The sequence below is a fragment of the Euryhalocaulis sp. genome (assembly GCF_013911995.1).
Lineage (GTDB): Bacteria > Pseudomonadota > Alphaproteobacteria > Caulobacterales > Maricaulaceae > Euryhalocaulis > Euryhalocaulis caribicus.
Map to the genome: position 1 here is coordinate 1 of NZ_JACESD010000037.1, position 24,117 is coordinate 24,117.

General features: G+C 62.6%; 22 protein-coding genes and 1 other RNA gene. 6 read left to right on the plus strand and 17 right to left on the minus strand.

Going from position 1 to position 24,117, the window contains the following annotated elements; genetic code table 11:
* Positions 1-923 (minus strand): sodium-dependent transporter (locus tag H2040_RS10235; RefSeq protein ID WP_287157218.1); only part of this gene is annotated, 923 nt, incomplete at its 3' end.
* 183 nt (positions 924-1,106) lie between these two features.
* Between H2040_RS10235 and H2040_RS10240 the strand changes: the two genes are divergently transcribed.
* Entirely contained in the window at positions 1,107-5,327 is a 4,221-nt protein-coding gene (locus H2040_RS10240; RefSeq protein ID WP_287157220.1) for a PAS domain-containing protein, read from the plus strand.
* 5 nt (positions 5,328-5,332) lie between these two features.
* Here H2040_RS10240 and rodA read toward each other — a convergent pair whose 3' ends face one another.
* The 13 genes from rodA to hflK all read right to left on the minus strand — a co-directional run bounded on the left by rodA (position 5,333) and on the right by hflK (position 17,858).
* The gene (gene rodA, locus H2040_RS10245) at positions 5,333-6,481 is read right to left on the minus strand and encodes a rod shape-determining protein RodA (RefSeq protein ID WP_022696529.1); all 1,149 of its coding nucleotides are present in this window, start codon (positions 6,479-6,481) and stop codon (positions 5,333-5,335) included.
* Positions 6,478-8,337 carry a penicillin-binding protein 2 gene (gene mrdA, locus H2040_RS10250; protein ID WP_022696528.1) on the minus strand — a complete coding sequence of 620 codons (1,860 nt, stop codon included), beginning with the start codon at positions 8,335-8,337 and terminating at the stop codon, positions 6,478-6,480. The genes rodA and mrdA overlap by 4 nt, the downstream gene beginning before the upstream one ends.
* Positions 8,334-8,861, minus strand: coding sequence for a hypothetical protein (locus H2040_RS10255; protein WP_022696527.1), 528 nt, complete (start codon positions 8,859-8,861; stop codon positions 8,334-8,336). Before H2040_RS10255 ends, mrdA begins: the two co-directional genes overlap by 4 nt.
* Positions 8,858-9,877, minus strand: a complete 1,020-nt coding sequence (locus tag H2040_RS10260) for a rod shape-determining protein MreC (protein ID WP_287157221.1) — start codon at positions 9,875-9,877, stop codon at positions 8,858-8,860. Before H2040_RS10260 ends, H2040_RS10255 begins: the two co-directional genes overlap by 4 nt.
* A 33-nt stretch (positions 9,878-9,910) precedes the next feature.
* Complete coding sequence (locus H2040_RS10265; protein ID WP_022696525.1) at positions 9,911-10,948, minus strand: rod shape-determining protein; 1,038 nt, start codon at positions 10,946-10,948, stop codon at positions 9,911-9,913.
* A gap of 55 nt (positions 10,949-11,003) precedes the next feature.
* Positions 11,004-11,735: a TVP38/TMEM64 family protein gene (locus H2040_RS10270; protein ID WP_287157224.1), complete on the minus strand. Its 732-nt coding sequence runs from the start codon at positions 11,733-11,735 to the stop codon at positions 11,004-11,006.
* A 6-nt stretch (positions 11,736-11,741) separates the two neighbouring features.
* Entirely contained in the window at positions 11,742-12,224 is a 483-nt protein-coding gene (locus H2040_RS10275) for a hypothetical protein (protein ID WP_022696523.1), read from the minus strand.
* 104 nt (positions 12,225-12,328) lie between these two features.
* Entirely contained in the window at positions 12,329-13,282 is a 954-nt protein-coding gene (gene ilvC, locus H2040_RS10280) for a ketol-acid reductoisomerase (RefSeq protein ID WP_287157225.1), read from the minus strand.
* A complete protein-coding gene (miaA, locus tag H2040_RS10285) occupies positions 13,279-14,211 on the minus strand; it encodes a tRNA (adenosine(37)-N6)-dimethylallyltransferase MiaA (RefSeq protein ID WP_287157227.1) in 933 nt (310 codons plus the stop codon). Before miaA ends, ilvC begins: the two co-directional genes overlap by 4 nt.
* A gap of 2 nt (positions 14,212-14,213) precedes the next feature.
* Positions 14,214-15,620 (minus strand): Do family serine endopeptidase, encoded by a 1,407-nt coding sequence (locus H2040_RS10290; protein ID WP_287157228.1) that lies wholly within the window; start codon positions 15,618-15,620, stop codon positions 14,214-14,216.
* Complete coding sequence (locus H2040_RS10295; RefSeq protein ID WP_027068161.1) at positions 15,620-15,835, minus strand: DUF2065 domain-containing protein; 216 nt, start codon at positions 15,833-15,835, stop codon at positions 15,620-15,622. The genes H2040_RS10290 and H2040_RS10295 overlap by 1 nt, the downstream gene beginning before the upstream one ends.
* Complete coding sequence (hflC, locus tag H2040_RS10300; RefSeq protein ID WP_287157230.1) at positions 15,832-16,728, minus strand: protease modulator HflC; 897 nt, start codon at positions 16,726-16,728, stop codon at positions 15,832-15,834. Before hflC ends, H2040_RS10295 begins: the two co-directional genes overlap by 4 nt.
* The gene (hflK, locus tag H2040_RS10305) at positions 16,725-17,858 is read right to left on the minus strand and encodes an FtsH protease activity modulator HflK (RefSeq protein ID WP_287157231.1); all 1,134 of its coding nucleotides are present in this window, start codon (positions 17,856-17,858) and stop codon (positions 16,725-16,727) included. Before hflK ends, hflC begins: the two co-directional genes overlap by 4 nt.
* 139 nt (positions 17,859-17,997) lie before the next feature.
* Between hflK and H2040_RS10310 the strand changes: the two genes are divergently transcribed.
* A complete protein-coding gene (locus tag H2040_RS10310) occupies positions 17,998-18,333 on the plus strand; it encodes a hypothetical protein (protein ID WP_287157232.1) in 336 nt (111 codons plus the stop codon).
* Here H2040_RS10310 and H2040_RS10315 read toward each other — a convergent pair.
* Entirely contained in the window at positions 18,330-18,848 is a 519-nt protein-coding gene (locus H2040_RS10315; protein WP_287157233.1) for a dihydrofolate reductase, read from the minus strand. The two genes, H2040_RS10310 and H2040_RS10315, sit on opposite strands and share 4 nt — an antisense overlap.
* The gene (locus tag H2040_RS10320; protein WP_287157234.1) at positions 18,845-19,639 is read right to left on the minus strand and encodes a thymidylate synthase; all 795 of its coding nucleotides are present in this window, start codon (positions 19,637-19,639) and stop codon (positions 18,845-18,847) included. Before H2040_RS10320 ends, H2040_RS10315 begins: the two co-directional genes overlap by 4 nt.
* Before the next feature lie 84 nt (positions 19,640-19,723).
* Between H2040_RS10320 and H2040_RS10325 the strand changes: the two genes are divergently transcribed.
* The 4 genes from H2040_RS10325 to H2040_RS10340 all read left to right on the plus strand — a co-directional run bounded on the left by H2040_RS10325 (position 19,724) and on the right by H2040_RS10340 (position 23,547).
* Positions 19,724-20,881: a dipeptidase gene (locus tag H2040_RS10325; RefSeq protein WP_287157236.1), complete on the plus strand. Its 1,158-nt coding sequence runs from the start codon at positions 19,724-19,726 to the stop codon at positions 20,879-20,881.
* Entirely contained in the window at positions 20,878-22,563 is a 1,686-nt protein-coding gene (locus H2040_RS10330) for a DUF4153 domain-containing protein (RefSeq protein ID WP_287157237.1), read from the plus strand. The genes H2040_RS10325 and H2040_RS10330 overlap by 4 nt, the downstream gene beginning before the upstream one ends.
* Positions 22,550-22,925: a transfer-messenger RNA gene (ssrA, locus tag H2040_RS10335) on the plus strand. Before H2040_RS10330 ends, ssrA begins: the two co-directional genes overlap by 14 nt.
* A gap of 100 nt (positions 22,926-23,025) precedes the next feature.
* Positions 23,026-23,547 carry an SspB family protein gene (locus tag H2040_RS10340; RefSeq protein WP_022696511.1) on the plus strand — a complete coding sequence of 174 codons (522 nt, stop codon included), beginning with the start codon at positions 23,026-23,028 and terminating at the stop codon, positions 23,545-23,547.
* Position 23,548: 1 nt separating this feature from the next.
* On the opposite strand, the gene H2040_RS10345 is transcribed toward H2040_RS10340, so the two are convergent.
* On the minus strand, positions 23,549-23,926 hold the full coding sequence (locus tag H2040_RS10345) for a RusA family crossover junction endodeoxyribonuclease (protein WP_287157238.1): 378 nt from the start codon (positions 23,924-23,926) through the stop codon (positions 23,549-23,551).
* Positions 23,927-24,117 lie beyond the last annotated feature (191 nt).

Below are 24,117 nucleotides of genomic sequence, written 5' to 3' on the forward strand. Positions count from 1 at the left end.
CCCGGAACCTGCGAAAAGGCGACCGGCAAGGTCTGGAAGAACAGGCCCGGCCCGCCCGCCGGATCCAGCCCGGTGGCGAAGACCAGCGGGAAGATCGCGAAACCGGCAATGATGGCGACCAGAGAGTCGGAAAAAGCGATAAAGCCCGAAGACCCCACAATATTCTGGTCCGGGTTCAGGTACGCGCCATAGGTCATCATCAGGACGGAACCGACGCCGACCGAGAACAGCGCCTGCCCCAGAGCCACCTGCACGGTCGTGAAGGTCACCTGGGAGAAATCAGGGCGGAGAAGGAAGCTGGCGGCTTGCCCCACATCGCCTTCAATCAGCGCGTAGGCCACAACACCCAGCAACATGATGAAGAAAGCAGGCATCAGGAATTTCACCGCGGCTTCGATGCCGCGCTTGATGCCGCGCGCAATAATGAAGACGGTCAGGGCCACAAAGGCTGCGTGATAGAGCAGCTGGCGGCCGGGATTACTGGTCAGTTCGGAAAACTTCGCCTGGATCTGCTCAGGTGTGCCGGATGCGAAGTCGCCAGAGAAGGCGAACTGCGCGTAGGCGATCACCCAGCCGGCGACCACGCTGTAGAACGTAACGATGAACAGGGAGGTCAGGATGCCCAGCCAGCCCATGCCTTCCCAACGGCGGCTGCGGCCGCTTTCCTGGGCCAGCGCGCCAATGGTTCCGACAGCGGAATATCCGCCGCGGCGGCCCAGAACATATTCAGCAACCAGCGCCGGGAACGCGACCAGGGCGACACAGAAAAGATAGATTATGATGAAGGCGCCGCCGCCATTTTCTCCGGCGGTAAAGGGGAAGCGCCAGAAATTGCCCAACCCGACAGACGATCCGATCGCCGCCATCAGGAATGCAAATCTTGAAGACCAGTGTTCGTGTACGCCGGCGCCGGGCTGAACCATAACCCCTCCCCCATCTATTGTTAGTGGCGGTAATGGCGCTCCCCGCGCCATCCCATGAATTTGGCGCGCAGATTGGCTGACGATTCAGGCCCGGTCAATAAAACGTGCGGCGCTAACTGTGTGGAAACACTCGGTGTCCACACTGGCGGGGAATTTCATCAATTTGAATGAATAACGCGGCCCATGACCGATCCGAACGAACTTGCCGGAGAAATTGTCCGTGAAGTCCTGGTGGACGCTTCGCCGGCTATTCTGATCGCGGAACAGACGGGCGCGGACCGGAATATCGTCGACGCCAACGATGTATTTCTCGATCTGCTGGGCTATGAGCTGCCGGACCTCAAGGGCCGTTCTCCGCGGAGCCTGCTTTGCCCGGCGGAAAATGACTACCAGCAGGTGGAAAGCCTGAATCACCGCCTCGAAACCTTCGGCGTTTGCGAAGGCGTTCTTTCCGTGCGCTCGGCGGAAGGCCCCGCCCTTCCCATGAGCGTGCAGATAATGTCCCGGGCCGAGCCGGGCGGCGTTCAGACACTGGTCTATCTCTGCCGCCCGACAGACTCGCCCGAGTTTGATTTCAAGAAGACCCTTTATGATAACGGCCTGCTGTCGCGGGCCGAAAAGGTGACCAATGCCGGCGCATGGAAAATTTCCGTCGCCGATCGCGGACTGTCCTACTCCGATAACCTGCTGGCCCTGATCGGCGCTTCCCCGGAAGACAATATCCAGAATCTGGCGCCGCGCTGCGTTTCTCCCGCTACGCTCAGGCGTATCTGGCGGGCGGCATGGCGGTGCGAATATCAGGGCGTTCCGTTCGAACTGGATTTCGACTTCAAGCGGAAAGACGGCGAACAGCGCACAGGGCGGATTTCCGGTCAGCCCGACACTTATTATCTGGAACAATCGACCGGCGTGGTCGGAGTTCTTCTCGACACCACCGAAGTTTCGCGCGCGCGTCAGAAAGGCGAGGACGCGGAGGCTGAGCACCGCGACACGATGGAACTGGTTGAGGTCGGCCTCTTCACGCGGGAGATCAAGACGGGCGACGTCCGCCTCAACCGGCTTGCCGCCGAAATCATCGGTCTTGATCAGGAAACGCGTTTCCTGACGACCGCGGAACTCTCGGCCCTGGTCCATGCCGATGATCTTGCGGATCTGGAGGCGAATTTCCGCCGCCGCTGCAAGTCTGACGAGACGCTGGAAAGCCAGGTGAGGATTCGCGGCAAGGATGGCGAATATCGCTGGTTCTCGGTGCGCTCACGCGGGGTGCTGGAAGCTGACGGCTCGGTCGTGCTGTCCCGCGGAACCATTGCCAATATTGATCACGTCAAGAATACCGAGACCGCGCTAAACGCGCTTCAAACGCAGTTCCAGAAGGCCATTTCCGCAACCGGGGTCGGCATCGTTCATCTGGCGGACGGGGTTTGCCAGTGCTCGCGTGAGGTCGCCGTCATGTTGCAAATGGGCGACGAGGCTTTCGAGGTCGACAAGAATATCTGGCGGGCGCGAATACACCCCGACGACCAGGAAACGGCCAAGGCGCCATTCCGGGGACAGGACGGCCTGTCCATCGGCGATCTGGTCACTACGCAATACCGGATGCGCCGCGACAGCGGCGACTATATCTGGATTGAATCCCGGATGGAGGTTGATGCTCTTGCGCCCGATGGCGCGATTTCCGGGTTTAGCGGCGTGGTCATTGATATCGATGAACGCGTCCAGGCGGAAATTGAGTTCAGACGCCTGCAAATGAAGCTGGACGTAGGCGTGCGGTCCGCCCGCATCGGCCTCTTCGAAATTGATCACGAGAGCCGCGCGGTGAACTTCTCGACAGAGATCGCGCAAATCCTTGGCAGGCCGGCCGAGGCCTTCACGGAGTCCATCGACTGGTGGATCGAGCAAATCCACCCCGATGACCGCGAACATGTTCATGCGGCCGGGCGCCGCCACTATGACGCGGCTGAGCCGTTCTGTATCGAATACCGGCTGAAACGGTCCGACGGAGAATATGTCTGGGTCGAAGCCCGCTCGACCTTCGAAAAGGACAAGAACGGCAAACCGGTCCTGTTGCAGGGCGCGTTGATATCCATTGATGAGCGCAAGACCACGGAACTGGCGCTTAAACGCCTGGAAGCCCTGTTCGATATCGCCGCGAAATCCGCCAAAGTGGGCGTCTATGAAGGCGATCTGGGCGTGGGCAAAACCGCTTACTCCGCCTCTGTCGCGCGGATTCTGGGACTTCCTGAAAAGAATCTGATCCAGCCCAAATCATGGTGGCGGGAGCGCGTGCACCCCGACGACCTTCAGACCTATGATGAATACGCCAGGCTGCGCGAAGAAACCGACGGGCAGGTCACGCTGGACCATCGCGTCCGGCGCGAGGATGGAAGCTATATCTGGGTCGAGGCCCGTACGACGCTTCACGTCAGCGAAACCGGGGAAAAGCCGCATATTGTCGGCGCCATACTGGATATCGACGACCGCAAACGCGCCGAGCTTCAGTTGAATGAACTCAGCGAACGGTTCGACTGGGCCCGCGCCGCAGCGCGCGTGGGTCTGTGGAGCTGGAACGCGGAGACCGACGAGGCCATCTGGTCCCCGGAATGCGTTGAGCTGCTGAAATTGCCGCCGGGAACGGCGTTCGAGCTAAAAACCGTCATGGATCATGCGCATCCGGACGACAAGGATCAGGCGTGGTCGGTCATTAAGAACGTCATGCTCAATGGCGAGGACACGTTCACCAGCCGCTTCCGCTATATTGCGCCGGACGGGGAAATTCTCTGGCTTGAAACCATTGGCCGCGCGACCCATGCCCAGACCGGACCCGTCTCCATTTTCGGCTCGCTCCGTGATGTCACGCATGAGGCGGAACGGGCCCTTGCCCTTGAACATGCGCGCGACGCAGCGGAGGAGGCCGCGGCGGCAAAGGCCAGCTTCCTGGCCACGATGAGTCACGAAATCCGGACTCCGCTCAATGCCGTAATCGGCATGACCAGCCTTCTGATGCGGACGGACTTGCAGCCTTCGCAACGCGAATACGCGGAAACCGCCAACACCGCCGGCGAACACTTGCTGTGCCTCGTCAATGACGTGCTGGATCTTACGAAACTCGAAGCCGACCGGGTGGAGCTGGATTCCACGGCATTCGATCTTTGTGAGGAAATTCACCGGGTCGCCGCCATGATGCGTCCGGTCGCCCGGGAAAAATCCCTGGATCTGATGCTGAGTCTCGGCGGCGGTCTGGCGGGTTCCTATGAGGGCGATCCCGCTCGCCTCCGTCAGATCCTGCTGAACCTCATCGGGAATGCGGTGAAATTCACCGAAGCGGGCGAGATCCGCATCGCGGCCGCGAAAACCATGGAAGACCGCATTCGTATTTCGGTCTCCGACACGGGTATCGGCATTTCGGAAAAGGCCCAGCGGCGCCTGTTCGACGACTTTGTCCAGGCCGACGCCGGCATCAATCGGCGCTATGGCGGCACGGGACTGGGCCTGTCGATCTGCCGCCGTCTCGTCGGCCTTATGGATGGCGAAATCGGGGTGGAGAGCCAGCCCGGCGCGGGATCCGTTTTCTGGTTCGAACTGCCGCTGAAAGAAATATCGGATCATCGGTCCGACAACGCCGATGATATCGCGTCCGCCACGGACGGACTTCGGATTCTTGCGGCCGACGATAACGCCGCGAACCGCCTGCTCCTGGAGACCATACTCCATCAATTTGGATGCGACGCCACGGTGGTCGAGGATGGCCGTCAGGCGGCCGATGCCGCCGCCGGAACAGCGTTCGACATTCTTATACTCGATGTCGAAATGCCCAATCTGGACGGCATCGGCGCGGTCGCCGAAATCCGGTCGCGGCAAGGGCCGAACAGCCGAAAGCCCATTCTGGCCCTGACCGCCCATTCGGGGCGGCGCAGCGAATTGATCCGCGCCGGGTTTGACGACGCGCTCAGCAAGCCTTTTTCTGCCACTGCGCTGGCGGCGCTTCTGATGAAGCTTTCCGGCGCCGGTGAAACGGAAGACGCCTACAGCCAACACAGGGAAACCTCTATCATGTCCGATCACGCCGCCGCCCCACTGGTCAATCAATCCACGCTTGAGCCGCTCCTGAAAGCGGCCGGGCCGGATGTGGTGCGCTCGATCATCGACGCTTTCTGTGAACAGGCGGACGGGCTGGTCGATGCGATCGAAAACGCCGTCTCATCGGCCGATCAGGATCAGATCCGCAAGACCTCTCATGAACTGAAAGGCTGTGCGGCGAATGTCGGGGCTGGTCGCGTCAGCGCCATTGCCTCGGACATGGAACACAAACCGGCGGCCGAAGCCGCGCAGATGATGCCTGAGTTGAAAGAAGCGATGGCGGAAACCCGCCCGGCCTTGAAAGACTTCGTCCGGGACGCCGCCTGAAAAGCTCAGACAAACGACCTTGAACGGTCCAGCTCACGTCCGCGATTGAGGTGCGCCGACAGGGCGATGCCAAAGCCGGCCATGACCGTGATGATCACCGTGCCCCCGTAGGAAATCAGCGGCAATGGCACTCCGACCACCGGCGCCAGGCCCGTCACCATCGCGATATTGATGAAGACGTAGGAGACGAACGTCGCGGCAATACCCGCCACGGCGAGCCGCGAGAACTGGTTCCGGCAGGACGTAGCGATCATGATAAGACGCGCCGAGACCAGCGCGTAAAGGATCAGCACGAACAGACAGCCCATCAGGCCGAACTCCTCGCCCAGCATGGTGAAGATGAAGTCGGTGTGCTTTTCGGGCAGGAAGTCGAGCTGCGCTTGCGTTCCCTCCATATACCCCTTGCCCCATACGCCGCCGGAACCCAGCGCGATCTTGGACTGGAGGATCTGGTAGCCCTCCCCCATCGGGTCGGCTTCCGGATTGAGGAAGGTGAAGATGCGCTGCCGCTGATAGTCCTGCAGGCCGAATGTATAGAATAGCGGCGCGCCGACCGCCGCGGCGCCAGCCCCGAAAATAATGATCCACCAGTTCAGGCCGGCCATGAACACGATGACCACGCCGGTAAGCGCCAGCAGCACCGCCGTGCCGAGATCAGGTTGCCGCAGGATAAGCAGGACTGGCGCGCCAATCAGGATGGCCGGCGGTATCAGCCCCAGAAACCCGCTGGCCCTGTCCGACGAAAGGCCGTGATAATATCGCGCCAGAGCCAAAACGAGCGCAATCTTCATCAATTCCGAAGGCTGCACGCGGATCGGCCCGATCTCCAGCCAGCGTTCGGCGCCCATGGCTGCGGAGCCGAAGAACTCCACCCCCAGCAACAGCACCATGACGCCCGCCCAGGCCGGGTAGGCAATCGCCATCCATATCCGGATATCGATCAGGGCCGCGATCATCATCAGGCCCACGCCCAGCGAGAAGCGGATGGCGTGGCGAACCGCCCAGGGCGACCAGTCGCCCTCCGCCACGGAATACAGCATCCCGACGCCGATGCCGCCCAGCAGCATCAGAAGCGCAACCAGCGTCCAGTCGAAATTGTGAAGAAAGGCCAGCACGCCGCGCGGGCGGGATGACCCCATGAAGACTGAACTCATGTATCCCGCTCCGGCGTATCCGCAGCGGCGACAGCCGTCGGGTCGCGCCCGGCCTCGCGTTCAAAACAGGCCCGCAAAATATCACGGGCTCTCGGGCCGGCGTTGCTGGACCCGCCGACGCCGTGCTCGACCACGACCGCAACCGCGTAACGGGGGTCTTCATAGGGCGCGAAGCACACAAACAGCGCGTGGTCGCGGTATTTCCAGGGCACCTGATCGCCCTTCAGCACGCCTGTGGCGCGTTCAGACAGGCTGATACGGCGAACCTGACCCGTGCCGGATTTACCGGCCATCAGCATGTCGCCATATTCGAAACCGCCGCCCAGCGCGTAATAGGCCGTGCCGCCGGGCTGTTCGCAAACCGACATCATCGCCTCGCGAACCAGCGCAAAGGATTCATCGTTGTAGTTGAGATGCGCAAAGGCACCGGGGGAGCCATCCGTCACAACCCGGGGGGTGACAGCGCGCCCCGTCGCCAGCCTGGCGGTCATGACGGCCAGCTGCAGGGGCGAGGTGGAAAGATAACCCTGTCCGATGCCCGCAATCAGGGTTTCGCCGCCCTGCCAGCGCTCGCCGAACCGGGCTAGCTTCCAGGCCTCGTCCGGCACCGTGCCCGATTGCACGCCGGGAACCGAGATATCGAATTTCTCGCCCAGACCGAACTCGCGCGCGGTCTCGGCAATCTTCTCGATGCCCAGCCTGCGCGCGGCCTCGTAATAATAGATGTCACAGGAATGCTGGATGGCGCCCGCCATATCCAGCGCGCCGTGTCCCCCGCGCTTCCAGCAGTGGAAGGGATGGTTGCCAAGCCGTATGCGGCCTGAACAGAACACCCGCTCGCCGGGGTCCATGACGCCGTGCCTTTGCGCAGCCAGCGCGACCAGAAGCTTGAATGTGGAAGCCGGGGGATAAAGCCCGCCAACGGCCTTCTTGAACAAGGGCTGGCGCTCATCAGCCCGCAGCGCGTCATATTCCTTCTGGCTCATGCCCTTGGCGAACGAATTGGGGTCGTAGCTGGGCACGGAGGCCAGCGCCAGAATGTCGCCGTTCCGCACATCCATGGCGACCGCGCTCGCCGCCTCGTCCTCCATGCGCTGAGCCGCATATTGCTGAAGCTTGAGGTCCAGCGTCAGGCGGATGTCGTCGCCCGGCGCGGGCTGGGTCTTGGGGTCTGGCAGTTCGCGCACCACGCGGCCATAGGCGTCCACCTCCACCTTCAGCGCGCCGGCTTCGCCGCGCAGCCGCTCGTCCAGGCTAAGCTCCAGCCCATCCCGCCCGATGCGGAATCCGGGGTGACGCAGCAAGGGATCGTTGCCGGCCACTTCCTCGCTGGCCTTGCCGACATAGCCGGTCGTATGAGCCAGGATCGGGCCGTGGGGATAATAGCGGACCTCCCCCACCACGGGCAGGATGCCGGGAAGGTCCGGCGCATGAACATTCAGGCGCGCGAATGTCTCCCAATCCAGATTTTCGGCAATGGTGACGGGCCGGAAGGATGGATTGCGCTGCACTTCGCGCAGGATACGCTGACGCTGACCGTCCGAAATCTCGATATGCGCGGACAGGCGGTCTATCGCCTCTTCCACGCCGCCCGTCTGGTCCGGGACCATCAGGACGTTATAGGCGTCCTGATTATCGGCCAGCACTTCACCGTTGCGGTCCAGGATCCGGCCGCGGCTGGGCGTGAGAAGGCGGAAATTGAACTGGTTGTCCTCGGACAGGGTCCGGTAACGCTCGGTCTGGCTGATCTGCAGGGAGACCAGACGCGCGCCGAGACCCGTAAAAATCAGGCCGCCGCCGCCCGCCAGAATGAAGGAGCGGCGTGAAAACGTCGTTTCGCGATCATTGCGTTTCACAAAGCGCCCCTCCGCAGTCCGACGCGCCCGGCGATAAAGGCCAAAAGCGACTCCAGAGGAATATAGATGATCAAGGTGGTCAAAGCATGAAGCGCCATGCCGGGCAGCGGCGCGCCGCCGCTAACCCCGGCTGCGCCCAGCGCGATCGACGCGACCAGGATCATGAACACGAGGGACAAGGCAAAATAGCCCAGACGCTTGGGCCAGGGCTGGCTGTCCGCCATCGGCCGGGTGACGCGCGCGGCCAGCGACAGGCCGGTCAGCGACAGCGCCCAGAGGCCAATCGGACCGCCCGTTATCAGATCCGCCAGAAGCCCCGCCCCGAAGCAGAGAAGCGGCGGCATCATGCTGGGGCGTCTGTGTGTCCAGAAATAGATGACGCAGGCGTGCAGCCAGGGCTCGGCAACCGGTCCGAAGGGGCGCGGCGCCGCCGCCAGAAATATCGCCAGACCAAGCGTAATCAGAACCGCGACGACAGCCGAGGGACCAGCGCGTGAAACTTCGACAAAGCGCGCGCTCTTCATCCGCCCTGCCCCGCCTGCTGAGCATTGGCGGCGCCGGTTCCCGCGGTTTCCCCCTGATCTTCCTCGGCGGCCGCTTCGGCCTCCACGCTTTCCGCCGCCGCCTCGGCGGCCAGACGCGCCGCTTCGGCGCGGGCTTCGCGCTCGGCGGACTCAATCAGCCGTTCCGATTGCGGTACGGGATTTTCCTCGGGAGTCATGATGGGGTCGTACGGATAGACCCAGACCATATCGACCGGGTCGCCGGAGGAGTAGAGCCGCACGCGCCAGGCGTCCCCGGAGGCGGGCGCGGCTTGTCCAACCGGCAGCCCGCGCGGCAGCAACCCGCCATCGCCCGAAGTGACGATGCGTTCGTCCTCTTCCAGGACCGCGTCACGATTAACGAACTCAAGGCGCGGGGCGGACGAATTATCGCCCGTCAGAAGGGCGCGCGCCTCGCCATCCTCGGTCATCACCGGAATCCGGCTGTTCAAATCCGTCAGCAGCAGCACGCGCGCTGAGTTATGGCCCACGACGACGACCCGGCCTACCAGTCCCCGCTCGGTCAGAACCGGATGGCCTTCGCGGACGCCCCGGTCCCAGCCCGCATCAATCAGGCGGGCATGGACGAACGGGCCGCTGGCGTCTGCGACAGACCACGCGCCGATGGGATCGGCCGCGTCCACGCCGGGGATGTCCAGAATGGATTCATAGGCGCGCACCTTGTCGCGCAGCGACAGGGCCAGATCCCGCCACCGATTGAGCTGGCCGATCTCCTGCCGCAGCTCCCGGTTCTCGTCGACGGCCGCCCAGTAATCGGACGCGCCGCCGAAGATCGACCGCAGGCCCCGGATCGGCGCCGAAACGGCGCTCATCACCGGCGCGGCCCAATCACCCGTATGCGCACGGATGTCATCAAGAACGGAAGGACGGCTCCCCGGCCGGTCCAGGACAAGCAGCAGCAACGCGGCCACCGCGACAAGCGCGTAGACCGCCGTCGTCCAGCCCCGCCGGCTTCTCCATTCGCTGCTTTCGACCACAGGCCTCCACCCTCTCAAATCATGATAGAGGGCCTAGACCGGCGAGGCGAGAAGCCCTCTCAGTTTCGGGTTTTCAAGAACCTTGCCGCAACCGATCACCACGCAGGAAAGCGGGTCGTCGGCGATGGCGACCGGCAGGCCGGTGCGCTCACGGATCGCGGTGTCGAGATTACGCAGAAGCGCCCCGCCGCCGGTCAGCATGATGCCCTTGTCGACAATATCGGCCGCCAGCTCCGGCGGCGTCGATTCCAGCGCGATCTTCACGGCGTCGACGATCTGCTCCACCGGCTCGGCCAGCGCCTCGGCGATCATGCGTTCGGTGACGTCGATCTCGCGCGGCACGCCCTGCATCAGGTCGCGTCCCTTTACGTCCAGGCTCAGGCCATCGCCTTTTTCCGGCTCGGTCGCCGTGCCGATCTCATGCTTGATGCGTTCTGCGGTCGTTTCGCCGATCAGAAGATTCTCGGCGCGGCGGATATAGTTGATGATGGCTTCATCCATCATATCCCCGCCCACGCGCACGGATCGCGCATAGACAATGCCTTGCAGCGACAGGACGGCCACCTCGGTCGTGCCGCCGCCGATATCGACAACCATGGAGCCCGACGGCTCATCAATCGGAAGGCCGGCGCCCAGCGCCGCGGCGACCGGCTCCTCGATCAGATGCGCCTTGCGCGCGCCCGCGGCCAGCGCCGATTCGTGGATCGCGCGGCGCTCGACGGCGGTGGCGCCGGAGGGCACGCAGATCACGATCTGCGGCGAGACGAATGTCCGCCGGTTATGCACTTTCTGGATGAAGTGCTTGATCATTTCCTCGGCGACTTCGAAGTCGGCGATGACGCCATCGCGCATCGGCCGGATCGCCTGAATATTGCCGGGCGTGCGGCCCAGCATCATCTTGGCGTCCTGTCCCACGGCGAGAACGCGCTTGCGGCCATTCTCAGTTTGAAACGCTACAACCGAGGGCTCGTTGAGCACGATGGACCGTCCCTTGGCATAGACCAGCGTGTTCGCCGTGCCGAGGTCGATCGCAATGTCAGCCGACATGAAACCGAAAAGATTGGAAAACATGGAATCGTCCGTGTGAGGAGGAATTGAGCGTTATTGCGCGGGCAAGCTGCGGATTTCAAGCGCTGGGGTCATGGGTTTTCGCATGCCGGGCCTCCCGACGCTTGAGAAAATTTCGCCCCCAGAGCATCAACGCGATCCACAACGCCGCGGCCAGAACCACCATCAGGCCGGCCCGCCAGTCCGCCTGAGACAGCAATTCCATCAGCCCCCGCCCGGCGAAGGCGACCAGCGCCGTCTTCGGAATAATGCCGATTCCCGTGCCCGCTGCGAACCGCCAGTAATGCGAATGGGTCACGCCCAGCGCCATGTTTACCACGATGAACGGCGCGGACGGCACCACCCGCACGGTCAGCGCGGTCCAGAAGCCGTTGCGGCCGACAAAGCGCGATATGCGGTTCACCGCCGATCCGGCATAGCGCCGCACGACCCGCCCGCCGACCAGTTTGCCCAGCCAGAAATCGACGCTGGCCGACACCATCGTTGCGATCCATGCGTAGAAGAACCCGGTCAACGGGCCGAACGCCACAACGGTTACTGCGATCAGGACAAACTGGGGCACGCCCGCAAAGGCGAGCCCGGTAAAGGCCAGAATCGTCCAGAGCAGGCCCCAGCGGCTTTGTGCGACGCCGTCGAACCAGTCTTGCAGCGCCCGCTCGCTATCCAGGCTCAGCCCATAACGGCCGGCGACAAAAATCGCCGCCACCGCCGCGAACAGGCCCAGAGAAACAAGGACGGCGCGCTGGGCGCGCACGTCCATGTTGTTGATATAGGCGAGCAGCTTTTGCACCGGTGATCAGGCGTCTTCGGCGGCGATCTTCATCAGCCGCGTCCGCGTCAGGGCCAGCAAAGCCATCTGCCGGTCCACCAGTTCCAGCAAGACCCGGGCTTCAGCCGCGGAGACTTCGCCGGGGGTTTCGCTCAACTCGCTCAGTGATTCGATCAGTGCGGATAGAGTTTGCGCGTTCGACCGACTGGCCTCGCCCGCGATTGCGTACCAGTCGTGATCGCTGTCGATCTCGATAGGCAGGAAAGCCCCGCTGGCGAGCCCCGCCAGATGTTCAGCCGCCGCGCGGGCGCCCGTTTCCTGCGTCAGCTTGGCGACGCGGGCATAGGACAGATCGTTTTTCGAATCCGGGTCCGTGAAGGCGTAGACGCGCGTGCTGGACAGATCGAGCATCTCCATGACGGACTTGGCTCCGCCGGACTGTTCGAACAGCCGCGAAACGACGGCTTTCACGTTTTCATAGTCGCGCGGCTTGAATGGACGATAGGACATAGATGGTTGGCGCTTCCCCGGTCAGACGGCTTGCGCCGCAAATTCTTTCTCCCGCCGCAATATCGCGCGGCCATATTCACCGAAAGCGCGGGCGGGCGGCAAAATCAAGTCTCCCGGGCCTCTTCTTTGCGCGCCGCGCGGCCCGCCGCCTCTATCGGATGCGCCTGATTGGCGGCGCGGCGCTCCATCACCGCAGGACGTCCGGATTCCGCCTCCTCCACCCAGTCAGCGGCAAAGCGGCCCGATTTTATGTCTTTCAGAATCGCCTGCATCTCGGCGCGCATGGCCTCATTCGCCAGGCGCGGGCCCGTACGGTAGGCGCCAAATTCAGCGGTGTCCGATACGGCCTCATACATGCCCGCCAGCCCTTTTGCGGCAATCAGGTCGCTGATCAGCTTGATCTCCTGAACCACGTCAAAATAGGCCATTTCCGGCGACACGCCGCCTTCGACCAGGGTTTCGAAAGCCATGCGCATCATTGCGGGCACGCCGCCGCAAAGCGAGACCTGCTCGCCGAACAGATCGCTGACCGCTTCCTCCTCGAAGCTTGTCCCGATCAGCCGCGCATCGGGGCCGACAATGGCGCGCGCATAGGCTTGCGCGGTTTCCGTTGCGCGGCCAGAGGCATCCTGATGCACGCCCCAGCTACAGGCTTCGCGATAGCGCATGTTCGCGCCCGCTCCTTTGGGCGAGACCAGCATGACGTCGCTGTCTGCGGGCGGCGTCACGTGCCCGAAATGCACGGAAAATCCGTGCGCGAAAATCAGACCGGCCCCGGGTTTGAGACGCGGCGCAATCACCTCGCGCCACAGCGCGCCCTGCACCTCATCGGGGATAAGAAAAACCAGCAAATCGGCGTTCTGCGCAGCAGCCTCCAGCGGCACGACCGGCGCGCCGATCCGGGCGGCGTCCGCGCGGTTGGGTGAATTTTCCCGCAGCGCGACATCCACCTGCAGCCCGGTCGCCTTGAGGTTCATCGCCTGCCCGCGCCCCTGATTTCCCAGTCCAATCAGGGTTATTCGCCTCTCCCGCAGGGCCGCCATCGCATGGCCTGTCATTCGGCTTCTCCTTGCCCAAGCGCCCGGATCAGAGACTCCTCGGCGTTGCTGGCCAGCGGGTCAATCCGCGGCCAGTCGCCGGTCTGATTGCGGAACCATGTGCGCTGGCGTTTGGCGTATTGGCGCGTCTCGATGGTCAGTCTCTCCGCCGTCTGATCGCGATCGATTTCCGCGTCAATCAGCCTTGAAATCGTTCGCACGCCCAGCGCCTTCATCACCGGCCTGTCATCGGCGAGACCGCGCGTCCGCAATGCGCGAACTTCCTCAACCGCGCCCGATTGCAACATCGCCTCCGACCGTGCGGCGATGCGCGCGTTCAGCGCGTCGCGGTCAGGCATCAGCACCGCGCCCCGCCAGCCATCAGGAGCCAGCGCCGGCGTCGTATCCGCCTGAAGCCGGGAGAGCGGCATGCCGGTTCCGGCCGCCACCTCGACAATGCGCAGAAGCCGTTGCGCATCGGCTGCTTCGACCTTTGCCGCCGCGTACGGGTCCAGTTCATGCGCCCGCCGGGCCAGCGCCTCGACGCCATGATCTTCCAGATATTGCCGCGCCTCGCTTCGCGCCGCGTCGCCCGGATCGGGGGTTTCCGCCAGGCCATCCGTCAGGGCCTTGAAATAAAGCCCGGTGCCGCCGACCACCAGCGGGACGCGTCCCCGGCCCTGAATGTCGCGAATGACCAGCATTGCCTCATCCAGCCAGCGGCCCGCCGAATAGGCTTCCGGCCCGTCCACATGGCCAAACAGGTGATGGGGAACGCCCTCTTGTTCATCGGGCGGCGGGCGGGCGCTGAGAACCGCCAGATCGGCATAGACCTGCATTGAATCGGCGTTGACGATCTCTCCGCCGATGCGGCGGGCCACAGACACCGCCAGACGCGTCTTGCCGCTGGCGGTGGGGCCGGCGATCAGGAGCGCGCGCGGCGCGGCCATGACTAGCCGTTATTCTGCGGCGGCTTGACCGTTTTCAGGGACAAATCGCCCCGGCGGTTCACCAGGATGGGGATGGGCCGCCCGGACCCGTCATCAGCGGCGGAAACGCGGGCTTTCACCTGGCTGATCGTATCGACCGGCTCCCACGCGACCTCCTCGATCACGTCGCCCGCGCGCATCTTGCCGGCGGCGTCGCTATCGCTGTCGACGTCAACGATCAGCACGCCCTTCACGTCATTGGCGATATTGTATTTGCGGCGGTCCGCCGTGGTCAGCGGCGCCAGCGTCAGACCCAGAACCTTTTCACCGCTCGCCGCGGGACGGCTGGAGCCGCCCGCTGTGGCGACTTCTGATTCCAGACGCTCCACCTTCACCTGCGCGGTACGGCGTTCGCCTTCGCGGATATAATCAACGCGCGCGCTCTTGCCGATTTTGGTTTCCGCGACGATGCGCGACAGCAGGCGCGATTCCCGAACCGCGCGGCCGTCAAAGGACAGCACCAGATCGCCGCGCTCCAGCCCCGCCTTCTCCGCCGGACTGTCTTCGGTGATGCTGGTGATCAGCGCGCCGCGCGGCGTATCGAGACCATAGGCCTCAGCCACGTCCTCATTCACCGCCTGCACGCGCACGCCCAGCCAGCCGCGCCGGGTTTCGCCAAATTCCAGAAGTTGCGCCACCACCGGCTCGGCCAGCGCCGCCGGGATGGAGAAACTGATGCCGACATTGGCGCCGGTCGGCGACAGGATCGCCGTATTCACGCCAATGACATCGCCATTCATGTCGAACAGCGGACCGCCGGAATTGCCCCGGTTGATCGCCGCATCCGTCTGGATGAAGTCGTCATAGGCGCCCGCATTGATGTTGCGATTGCGCGCGGAAATGATCCCGGCCGTCACCGTTCCGCCAAGACCGAACGGATTGCCGATCGCCACCACCCAGTCGCCCACTTCGGCATCGCTGGAGTCGCCCCATTTGACCGTTGGCAGGGGCGACGGCGGGTCAACGCGGAGCACGGCCAGATCGGTCGCCGGATCGCGGCCGATCACCTCGGCGTGCAGGCTGCTGCCGTCGATGAAATTGACGGTGACATCGTCCGCGCCCTCGATCACGTGATTGTTCGTGACGATCACGCCGTCCGCGTCGATGACGAAACCGGAGCCAAGAGAATTGGAAATCCGGTCGCCGCCCGGACCGCCAAAGAATTCGTTGAACCGCTCAAGCGGAGACCCCGGAGGAAATTCCGGCAGGCCGCCTTCGAACTGCACGGTCTGGGCGGTGGAAATATTGACCACGGCCGGCGACAGTTCGCGTGACAGCTCCGCGAAGCCGTCCGGCGCCGGGTGTGCGCCGGCGAAGGCTGGAACCAGGGCCGCAATCGCAAGGGCCGCCGCTGCTGCAATGCGTTTCATCACCTGAAAACCTCAAGAACCATTTCGTGCCGCGCCAGCCAGATAATACCGATTCCCGCCGCCAGCGCGACGATTCCGGCGATACGCAACCGTTCCGCCGGACTTTCCGCGATATCGCGGATCATGCGCGTCATCGGGCCGGGAAACAGCGCATAGGCGGCGCCCTCAAGCGCCAGCGCGAAACCCAGCCCGAAGACGATGTCCGTCCAGCCTATTGCCGGCCTCCCTGGTCGCCGAAGTAGCGGAAGAAGTCAGATTGAGGCGACAGGACAAGTTGCGTGCCCTCCTCGATCGACTTCTCGTACGCCTGGAGAGACCGGTAGAAGGCGAAGAACTCCGGGTCGCGATTATACGCGTCGGCATAGATCGCGTTCCTCTGGGCGTCGCCCTCACCCTTAATGACCTCAGCCTGTTCCCGCGCCTCGGCAAGGATAATCGTACGGGTCTTGTCCGCCTCGGCGCGAATCTCGCGTGAACGTTGCTCGCCTTCCGCGCGAATTTCCGCGGCCCGCTGTTCGCGTTCGGTTTGCATCCGTGTATAGACCCGCTCGGCGTTCTGCTGCGGCAGGTCCGCCTGGCGGATCTTCACGTCAGTGATCGCAACGCCCAGCGAATCCTCCGTGGCCGCACTGTTCATGTCGCCCCGGATTTGCTCCATCAGGTCCGCCCGCTGGCCGGAAATGATCGCGCCCGACTCAACCGAACCCAGATTGCGGCGCAAGCTGGCCTCCATATATTCCTGAAGTTGCAGCTCCGCGCGATCCACGTTCTGAACCGCCTGGAAGAACAGAAGCGGATCGGTGATGCGGTAGCGCGCGAAGGCGTCCACCACCAGCCGCTCCTGGTCGTTCGCGATGACTTCCAGCTCGGGCATGTCCAGTTCAAGCAGCTTGCGAGAAAAAATAACCGCGCGGTCGATGAACGGCGCCTTGAACTTCAGGCCCGGATTTTCCTCCTCGGCCATCCAGGGGTTTTTAACGCCAACGGTTTCACCGAAGCGAAGCACCAGCGCCTGGCTGTACTGGTTCACCACGAACATTGAAGAAGCGACCAACAGAAGGCCGCCGATGACGGCTACGACCAGAGCTATGGAAATAAATCGGCTCATTGCTGGCCTCCCTGATCGGCGCGGTTACGGTTGAGTTCGTTCAGCGGCAGGTAAGGCACGACACCCTCCGCCGTTTCGCCGTCGATCACGATCTTGTCGGCTTTCTGCATGACGCGTTCCAGCGTCTCCAGATACATGCGCTGACGCGTCACTTCCGGAGCCTGCTGATACTCGGACAGGACGGCGGTGAAGCGCTGCGCCTGACCGCTCGAGTCGGCGACCACCTGCTCGCGATAAGCTTCGGCCTCCTGAACGATCTGGGACGCCGTACCCCGCGCTTCCGGAACGATCTGGTTCCGGTAGGCCGTGGCGCGGTTGATGATCGTCTCCGCGTCCTGCGCCGCATTCACGACGTCGCGGAAGGATTCGATCACCCGCTCTGGTGGGTCAGCCTTTTGTAGCTGCACCTGCCGGATCTGAATGCCCGCGCCATATTCATCCAGCGTCGCCTGCATAAGCTGTCGGGCGTCCTGTTCCACCACTTGGCGGCCGCGCGTGATGATCGGCTCAAGCTGGTTGTTGCCCACGACTTCGCGCATGGCGCTTTCGGCCACAGCTTTCACCGTGCCTTCCGGGTCCTCGACATTGAACAGGAAATCCCTCGCGTCATTGATCACCCAGAAAACCGAGAAATCGATATCCACGATATTCTCGTCCTGCGTTAGCATCAGGCTTTCGGCGGAGATGTCGCGCGGTTCGCCACGCGTATCTTCATAGCCAATATTCACACGCTGCACGCGCGTGACCTCCGGCGTGAAAGCGCGCTCGACCGGCCACGGCATATGATACTGGATGCCCGGCTGCGTCGTGCGCGTATACTCGCCAAAGCGCAGCACCACGCCCTCTTCCTGCGGCTGGACGAAATAAACGCCCGTCAGGCCCCAGGCGACCAGCGCCACGACAATGAAGACAACCACGGCCATGCCGCCGCCCTTGCCGCCGCCAAAGCCCTTGAAGCGTTCGCGCGCATCGCGGAACGCCTGGTCAAAATCTGGCGGGCGTTGACCGCCGCCTCCGCCGCCGGAGCCGCCGCCGCGCGGGCCTTGCCCCCACGGATTCTTGCCGCCGCTGCCGCCGCCGCTCGATCCCCAGGGGCCGCCCCCGTTATTCGCGTTGTCATTCCAAGGCATGCGCGAACCTTCCCTCCGCCTTCCGGCATAGTTTCTTCAATTAAGGTATGTGGCCGGTTGAGCGCTTTGGATCAAGCGGGCGGCCTGTGCGTTGTTGGGGTCAGATACTGTTTTGTTCAAACCCGATCAGGATGATTTCATGAAAAACCCGCTCCGTGAATATGACGACACCACCCTTTTCGCGGCCGGCGCCGCCGGAGCGCTCGTCCTGGCCGCCCTCACCGCCGATTACGCGTGGGTGCGGACAAAGCCGGACGAGACCAAGCGCGCCTACCGCAAACGCGCGGGCAAGACCACAGCCATCGCGTTCGGCCTTGCCGGGGCGTTCGGCGCCGGGCTGGCGATTGCGCTGTTCGGCCCCAAAGCCATCGGTGAAAAAAGTTGGGGCGGCGCGTTCCATGCGCTGGAGGACAGCCTTTCCGATACGCTTGATTCGCTGAACGACACCGCAAAGTCGCTGCGCAAGAAAATCTAGCGCGTGCGGTCCAGCGTCCGCAGGATGAAGGCGTAATCGTCGCGCGGCCCCGCCGCGCTGCGTTCGCGCGCCACCTCGACCCAGTCCTCGCCGAGTTCAGGGAATACCGCATCTCCCTCTATCTCGGCGGCGACCTCGGTCAGATAGATCCGGTCCGCTTGCGGCAGGGCGAGGCGGTAAAGCGCCTCGCCGCCAATCACCATTGCTTCTCCGGCGCCGGTCTCTTCCGCCAGCATCCGGCCGCGCGAGGCCATGGCGTCGAAATCATGAAATGTTTCAGCGCCTTCCGCCTCATATCCCTCATCACGGGTCAGCACGAGGCAGGGACGGCCCGGCAAAGGCCGGAATTTCGGCGGCAGCGAGTCCCACGTCTTGCGGCCCATCAGACAGGGCTTTCCCATCGTGGTTTGCTTGAAATAGGCCATGTCCGAGGCCAGCCGCCACGGCAACTCCCCGTCCCGGCCTATCACGCCGTTTGAAGCGCGGGCGGCGATCAGGGCGAGCCGAACGCTCATACCGCCACCTGCGCCTTGATGTGCGGATGGGGGTCGTAATCCTTCAGCGTGAAATCCTCATATTCGAAATCGAAGATGTCGCGCTTGTCCGGATTTATCTCCATGCGCGGCAAGGGACGCGGCGCGCGCGTCAGCTGCAGCTCCGCCTGCTCGATATGGTTCAGGTAGAGGTGGGCGTCTCCGAATGTGTGCACGAAATCGCCCGGCCGGTTGCCGGTCGCCTGCGCCATCATCATCGTGAGCAGCGCGTAGGAGGCGATATTGAACGGCACGCCCAGAAAGATGTCCGCGCTGCGCTGATAAAGCTGGCAGGACAGCCGCCCGTCCGCGACATGAAACTGGAACAGGCAATGACAGGGCGGCAACGCCATCTCATCCACGTCCGCCGGGTTCCAGGCCGAAACGATCAGGCGCCGTGAATTAGGATTTTCCCGTATCTGTCTGGTTACATTGGCAATCTGGTCAATCACGCCGCCATCCGGGGCGGCCCAGCTGCGCCACTGCTTGCCATAGACCGGACCCAGCTCGCCGTCCTCTGCGGCCCACTCGTCCCAGATCTTCACGCCGCGCTCCTGCAGCCAGCGCACATTGGTGTCGCCGCCCAGGAACCACAGCAGCTCATAAATGATCGATTTGAGGTGAAGCTTTTTGGTGGTGAGCATCGGGAAGCCGTCCGACAAATCGAACCGCATCTGACGGCCGAAGACTCCCCGCGTGCCAACGCCGGTGCGGTCGCCGCGCTCGACGCCGTTTTCCAGAACGTCCTCAAGCAGATCCAGATACTGACGCATGGCCTCTCGCCTCTTGTCCTTCCTCGTCGCATGATGGCCGAGTCGGCCTAGCCTACCGAATAAGTAAGGGCTTGGGGGGAGCATATGTCACGTCTTCTGAAAATCCTGATCGGCATTCTGGTGCTGCTGGCAATCGCCGCCATCATCGCTTTCGCGGTATTGCCCGCCGCGGTCGAACGCAGTCAGAACAAGACGTTAGACCATGAAACTTATGTCATCTCGGACGAGGCGGCTGCGATCCAGGATTCGCTGCGTCTGGCGGATCTGCACACCGATACGATGTTGTGGAAGCGCGATTTTCTGAAGCGCGGCGAGCGCGGTCATGTGGACCTGCCCCGGCTGCAGGACTCCAATTCGGCCGTGCAGGTTTTCGCCGCGGTGACCAAGAGCCCCTCCGGCCTGAACTATGAAGAGAACACCGCGGAGAGCGACGACCTCGACCTTCTGGTGAAGGTTCAGCTCTGGGCGCCGCGCACCTGGAACAGCCTGCTGGAGCGCGCGGTCTATCAATCCGAGAAGCTTCATCATTTCGCCGAAGACTCTGATGGCGCGCTTCGCGTGGTCCGCACCGCCGCCGAGTTCGATGCCGCTCTTTCCGCCGGCGCGCTGGCTGGCATCCTCGCCACCGAGGGCGCGCATCCGCTGGAAGGCGACATCGCCAATCTGGACCGGCTGTGGACCGCCGGATACCGCATCATCGGCCTCCAGCATTTCTTCGATAACGCGCTGGGCGGCTCGCTTCACGGCGTCACCAATGCCGGGCTGACCGATTTCGGACAGGAAGCCGTCCGCGCCATCGAGGAAAAAGGCCTGATCATCGACCTCGCCCACTCCTCCGAAGCGGTGGTCGAGGACGTGCTGGCCATCAGCAACGCGCCATTGATCGTTTCCCACACCGGTCTGAAAGGCGCCTGCGACACGCCCCGCAACATCCGGGACGAACTGATGGTCGAGATTGCCCGCCGCGGCGGGTTGATCGGAATTGGCTACTGGGACGCGGCGGTCTGCGATGTCTCGCCGGACGGAATCGCGCAATCCATCCGCTACGCCGCCGACCTGCTGGGCGTGGAGCATGTCGCTTATGGTTCTGACTATGACGGCGCGGTTACCGTGATCATGGACTCCGGCGAACGCGCCGCCCTCACCGACGCCCTCCTCGCCCAGGGCTTCACCCCCCGCGAAATTCGCCTGATCGCCGGCGAAAACGTGATCCGCTTCATGCGCGAGAATTTGCCGGAATGAACGATCCAACTTCAGAGCTGTCCTACACGCAGGGTGATATCGCTAAATTTCTGACGGCGGCCCTTCTTGGCGCGGCAACTGCGGTGGCTCTCAATGCCTTATTCAGTCTCCCAGAAACAATCAGGTCCGTGTGGGGGCTTGCCGGCGCAGGACTGGCGATCACTTTTTCCGGGACTTCTATTCTGCTGAATGAATACCGACCGGCATGGCGTAAGCTTGTTACGCCTGCCGCACTTGGCGCGCTGATCGGAATTCTGACGCTTTGGCGCACTTTGCAATCGGCTGAGCCGCTTTCTGAAAGCGGCTTCATGATGGTCTTCTGGATTGGACTGGGCGCACCGCTGCTTGTTTTTCTGGTTCTGACCTTGGTGGCGACTGCGCGCGAAACCGGCGGTTTTCACTTTCCGCACAACATAATGTTCAAACATGCCGTCCGGTTACCTGTGGCGGCGGCGGGCGGCGTAGCAGTAGGCGTTGCGGTCGCTCTGTTTATTTCGCTCTGGTCAGCAGCCTTCTCAGCGCTTGGAGCTGGGTGGATTAGCGCAATCTTGACCAGTCGCTGGACAATATTGATTGCGACAGCCGCTGCGGCCGGAATTGGCACCACTTTCACTCTACATAACAATCGCCTGCTGGGAACTGGTGAAACGGCGCTGGTTATCGGCGCGCGTATCCTGTTGCCCCTTCTGGCGGTATTTTCCGCCATCTTCGCTGTGGCTCTGCCTTTCACAGGGCTGGAGCCACTTGGCGAAACCTTAAGTCCAACCGCTTTTCTGTTAGCACTGGCGATTACTGCAAAACTGGTTTTTAACGGCGTTTATCAGGATGGGTTGCGACCACCGGTTCGCCCTCTTCGCTGGGCTGTATGGCTCAGCCTTGCCGTTTTACCCGTGTACGCGGTCATGGCGCTTTATGGCATTGGGATCCGGGTTGCTGAGCATGGTCTTACGCCCGAGCGCTTCGTCGTTCTTGTCGCTGCCGCGCTCGTTGCCGGCTACACGGTCCTGCTTCTCGGCGGCCTTCTGAGCGAATTTACAAAATCAGAGAAATGGATGCCGCCGGTCGCGCGTTTGAACTCGGCCTTCGCTGTAATCCTGGTCGTGTTGCTGGTCATGATGCAAACCCCGATCCTTGATCCGCTGGAATGGAGCGCCCGAAGTCAAAGCGCCCGGCTGAAGAATGAAACCGTTAAGGTCGAAGATTTTGATTTCGCCTATATGCAATTTCGGCTTGGCAAACCCGGAAAGCGCGCTTTGGCGAATATGGAAACCTGGACGGAGCACCCAAAATCGCAACGCATAAGGGCAAAGGTGAGAGAGGTCCGCAGTAAGGACAACTACTGGTCCGAGCCCACCCCTGAAAACCTCGAGCGCATTGAAAAAATTACAATTCCTGATGACATTGAGGAAAAACTCAAAGGCTTTGACCGGGAAATTCGCGATAATGTGAAGCGCTATGCCATGGAGCTGGAAACCACGGCCGGTCGGTTGCGCTCATTTGAATGCGAAATCGAAGGGATGGACGTTTACAATCCGCTCAGAACGCAGATTTTAGAGCTCATTCAGGAGCGCAAATCCAAACTGTACGACTATTCTCGCCCCCTGAACGCAGCAAGAGCCCCGGTATCGGATGCGCTGAACGCTGGTTGCAGCCCGCCAGACGCTTCACCCACTTCAAATTAACCTCTATCGCCCCTATATTCATGCTGTTCGCTTCGGCGGACTATGGCGATAAACGCGCACGCAATAAGCGGTCTGGACCCGGGTGCGATTCCCGGCGGCTCCACCAAAGACCCTTCGGAGTGAAGAACCCTTTGCCGGAGGGCCTTTGACGGGGCCGAATTAGGATCGACAGACGTGTAAAGGTGTTGCTTTTGCCCGGACGGTGCTCCGTTAAAAGCCCGTTTTTGATAGTTGCGAATGACAACTATGCTGAAGAGGTTGCTCTCGCTGCGTAATGCGGCGCGAGTATCTCGCATCTAAGCCCTGATCTGTTAGCTGGATCAGGCGGGGCCCGGGGGCGCCTGGCAACAGAAGCCCCCATTTCTCCCTTAACGATATCAGCCAATCACCGCGCATCCGTATTGACTGCGCCCCGCTCACGGTTAGGTTTTCTACCTGTCTGGATCAGGGGGGATCGACGGGTTGTCTACGGACCACATGCGGTATGACGTCATGGCGCGCGAGGCGCTCCGCGGCGTTGTGAAGAAAGCCTTGAAGCGGATCGCCCGCGAGGGCGGCCTTCCGGGCGAGCACCACTTCTATGTCACTTTCCAGACCCAAGCGCCCGGCGTCGATATCGATCCGGAGCTTGTCGCCTCCTACCCCGAAGAAATCACCATCGTGCTGGAGCACCAGTATTGGGAACTGTCAGCCAATGAGGATTCCTTCGAGGTGACGCTGAAATTCGGCGGCGTGCCGAAATATCTCTGCGTCCCCTATGCGGCCATCACCAAGTTCTACGATCCCAGCGTCCGCTTTGCGCTGCAATTCGACGCGGATACGCCCGCCGCCGACGCCGCCAAGAAATCCGGCGCGATCAAGCGCGGTCCCGGGCCGAAATCCGACAGGAAGAAAGCCGCCGAAGACAAGGCGGAAACCGCCGAACATACCGGCGGCGACAACGGCGGCGATGTCGTGTCGTTGGACGCCTTCCGCCGCAAATAGGCTAGGCTCGCGGGCTGGCCCGCACCCACAGGCGCGGCCGGTCGCCGCTGATTTTCTCGACTGTCAGTTTCGTCACCTGCACATCGTCGCGGAACGCCGCGCCTGTCAGCGCGTCCAGGATTGCCTTTGCGACATTGTCCACGTCATGTTTGCCGCGCGTTTCGTCCGGCTGGATAATCAGGATTTCCACCTGATAGTCGCCGAAGACAGGCCGGGCGGCGCGAAACTCTTTCCGGAAAAATTCGCGGACCAGCGGCTTGAAGCGCCGCGTCTGGGTGGTCAGGGCGTCAATGCGCAGGACTAGGGAATCCCCCGCATAGCCAGCCCGCACCTTGCCGCGCCCCTTTAGTTCCGTTTCTTCCAGTTCGTCCGGCTCCATGCCCGCCATCCCTGCTGGCCGCCCATCCGCGCGGCTGTCTGGCGAGAAACGATAGCGCAAAGGCTGGCGATCCCAAGCCGCGTCCTTATGTCGTTGGAGAAACCACGCAGTTCCAGCGCCGGGGATTGATCACCCCACGCCCTCGGGGCATGAGAACGGCAACGAACCGACACGCCCAGATTAAAAGGGAC

Excerpts from the sequence above, each read along its gene's own strand:
- H2040_RS10240 (WP_287157220.1), top strand. The coding sequence starts at position 1,107 with ATGACCGATCCGAACGAACTTGCCGGAGAAATTGTCCGTGAAGTCCTG.
- rodA (WP_022696529.1), bottom strand. The coding sequence starts at position 6,481 with ATGAGTTCAGTCTTCATGGGGTCATCCCGCCCGCGCGGCGTGCTGGCC.
- H2040_RS10255 (WP_022696527.1), bottom strand. The coding sequence starts at position 8,861 with ATGAAGAGCGCGCGCTTTGTCGAAGTTTCACGCGCTGGTCCCTCGGCT.
- H2040_RS10265 (WP_022696525.1), bottom strand. The coding sequence starts at position 10,948 with ATGTTTTCCAATCTTTTCGGTTTCATGTCGGCTGACATTGCGATCGAC.
- H2040_RS10275 (WP_022696523.1), bottom strand. The coding sequence starts at position 12,224 with ATGTCCTATCGTCCATTCAAGCCGCGCGACTATGAAAACGTGAAAGCC.
- ilvC (WP_287157225.1), bottom strand. The coding sequence starts at position 13,282 with ATGACAGGCCATGCGATGGCGGCCCTGCGGGAGAGGCGAATAACCCTG.
- miaA (WP_287157227.1), bottom strand. The coding sequence starts at position 14,211 with ATGGCCGCGCCGCGCGCGCTCCTGATCGCCGGCCCCACCGCCAGCGGC.
- H2040_RS10290 (WP_287157228.1), bottom strand. The coding sequence starts at position 15,620 with ATGAAACGCATTGCAGCAGCGGCGGCCCTTGCGATTGCGGCCCTGGTT.
- hflC (WP_287157230.1), bottom strand. The coding sequence starts at position 16,728 with ATGAGCCGATTTATTTCCATAGCTCTGGTCGTAGCCGTCATCGGCGGC.
- hflK (WP_287157231.1), bottom strand. The coding sequence starts at position 17,858 with ATGCCTTGGAATGACAACGCGAATAACGGGGGCGGCCCCTGGGGATCG.
- H2040_RS10310 (WP_287157232.1), top strand. The coding sequence starts at position 17,998 with ATGAAAAACCCGCTCCGTGAATATGACGACACCACCCTTTTCGCGGCC.
- H2040_RS10315 (WP_287157233.1), bottom strand. The coding sequence starts at position 18,848 with ATGAGCGTTCGGCTCGCCCTGATCGCCGCCCGCGCTTCAAACGGCGTG.
- H2040_RS10320 (WP_287157234.1), bottom strand. The coding sequence starts at position 19,639 with ATGCGTCAGTATCTGGATCTGCTTGAGGACGTTCTGGAAAACGGCGTC.
- H2040_RS10325 (WP_287157236.1), top strand. The coding sequence starts at position 19,724 with ATGTCACGTCTTCTGAAAATCCTGATCGGCATTCTGGTGCTGCTGGCA.
- H2040_RS10330 (WP_287157237.1), top strand. The coding sequence starts at position 20,878 with ATGAACGATCCAACTTCAGAGCTGTCCTACACGCAGGGTGATATCGCT.
- H2040_RS10345 (WP_287157238.1), bottom strand. The coding sequence starts at position 23,926 with ATGGAGCCGGACGAACTGGAAGAAACGGAACTAAAGGGGCGCGGCAAG.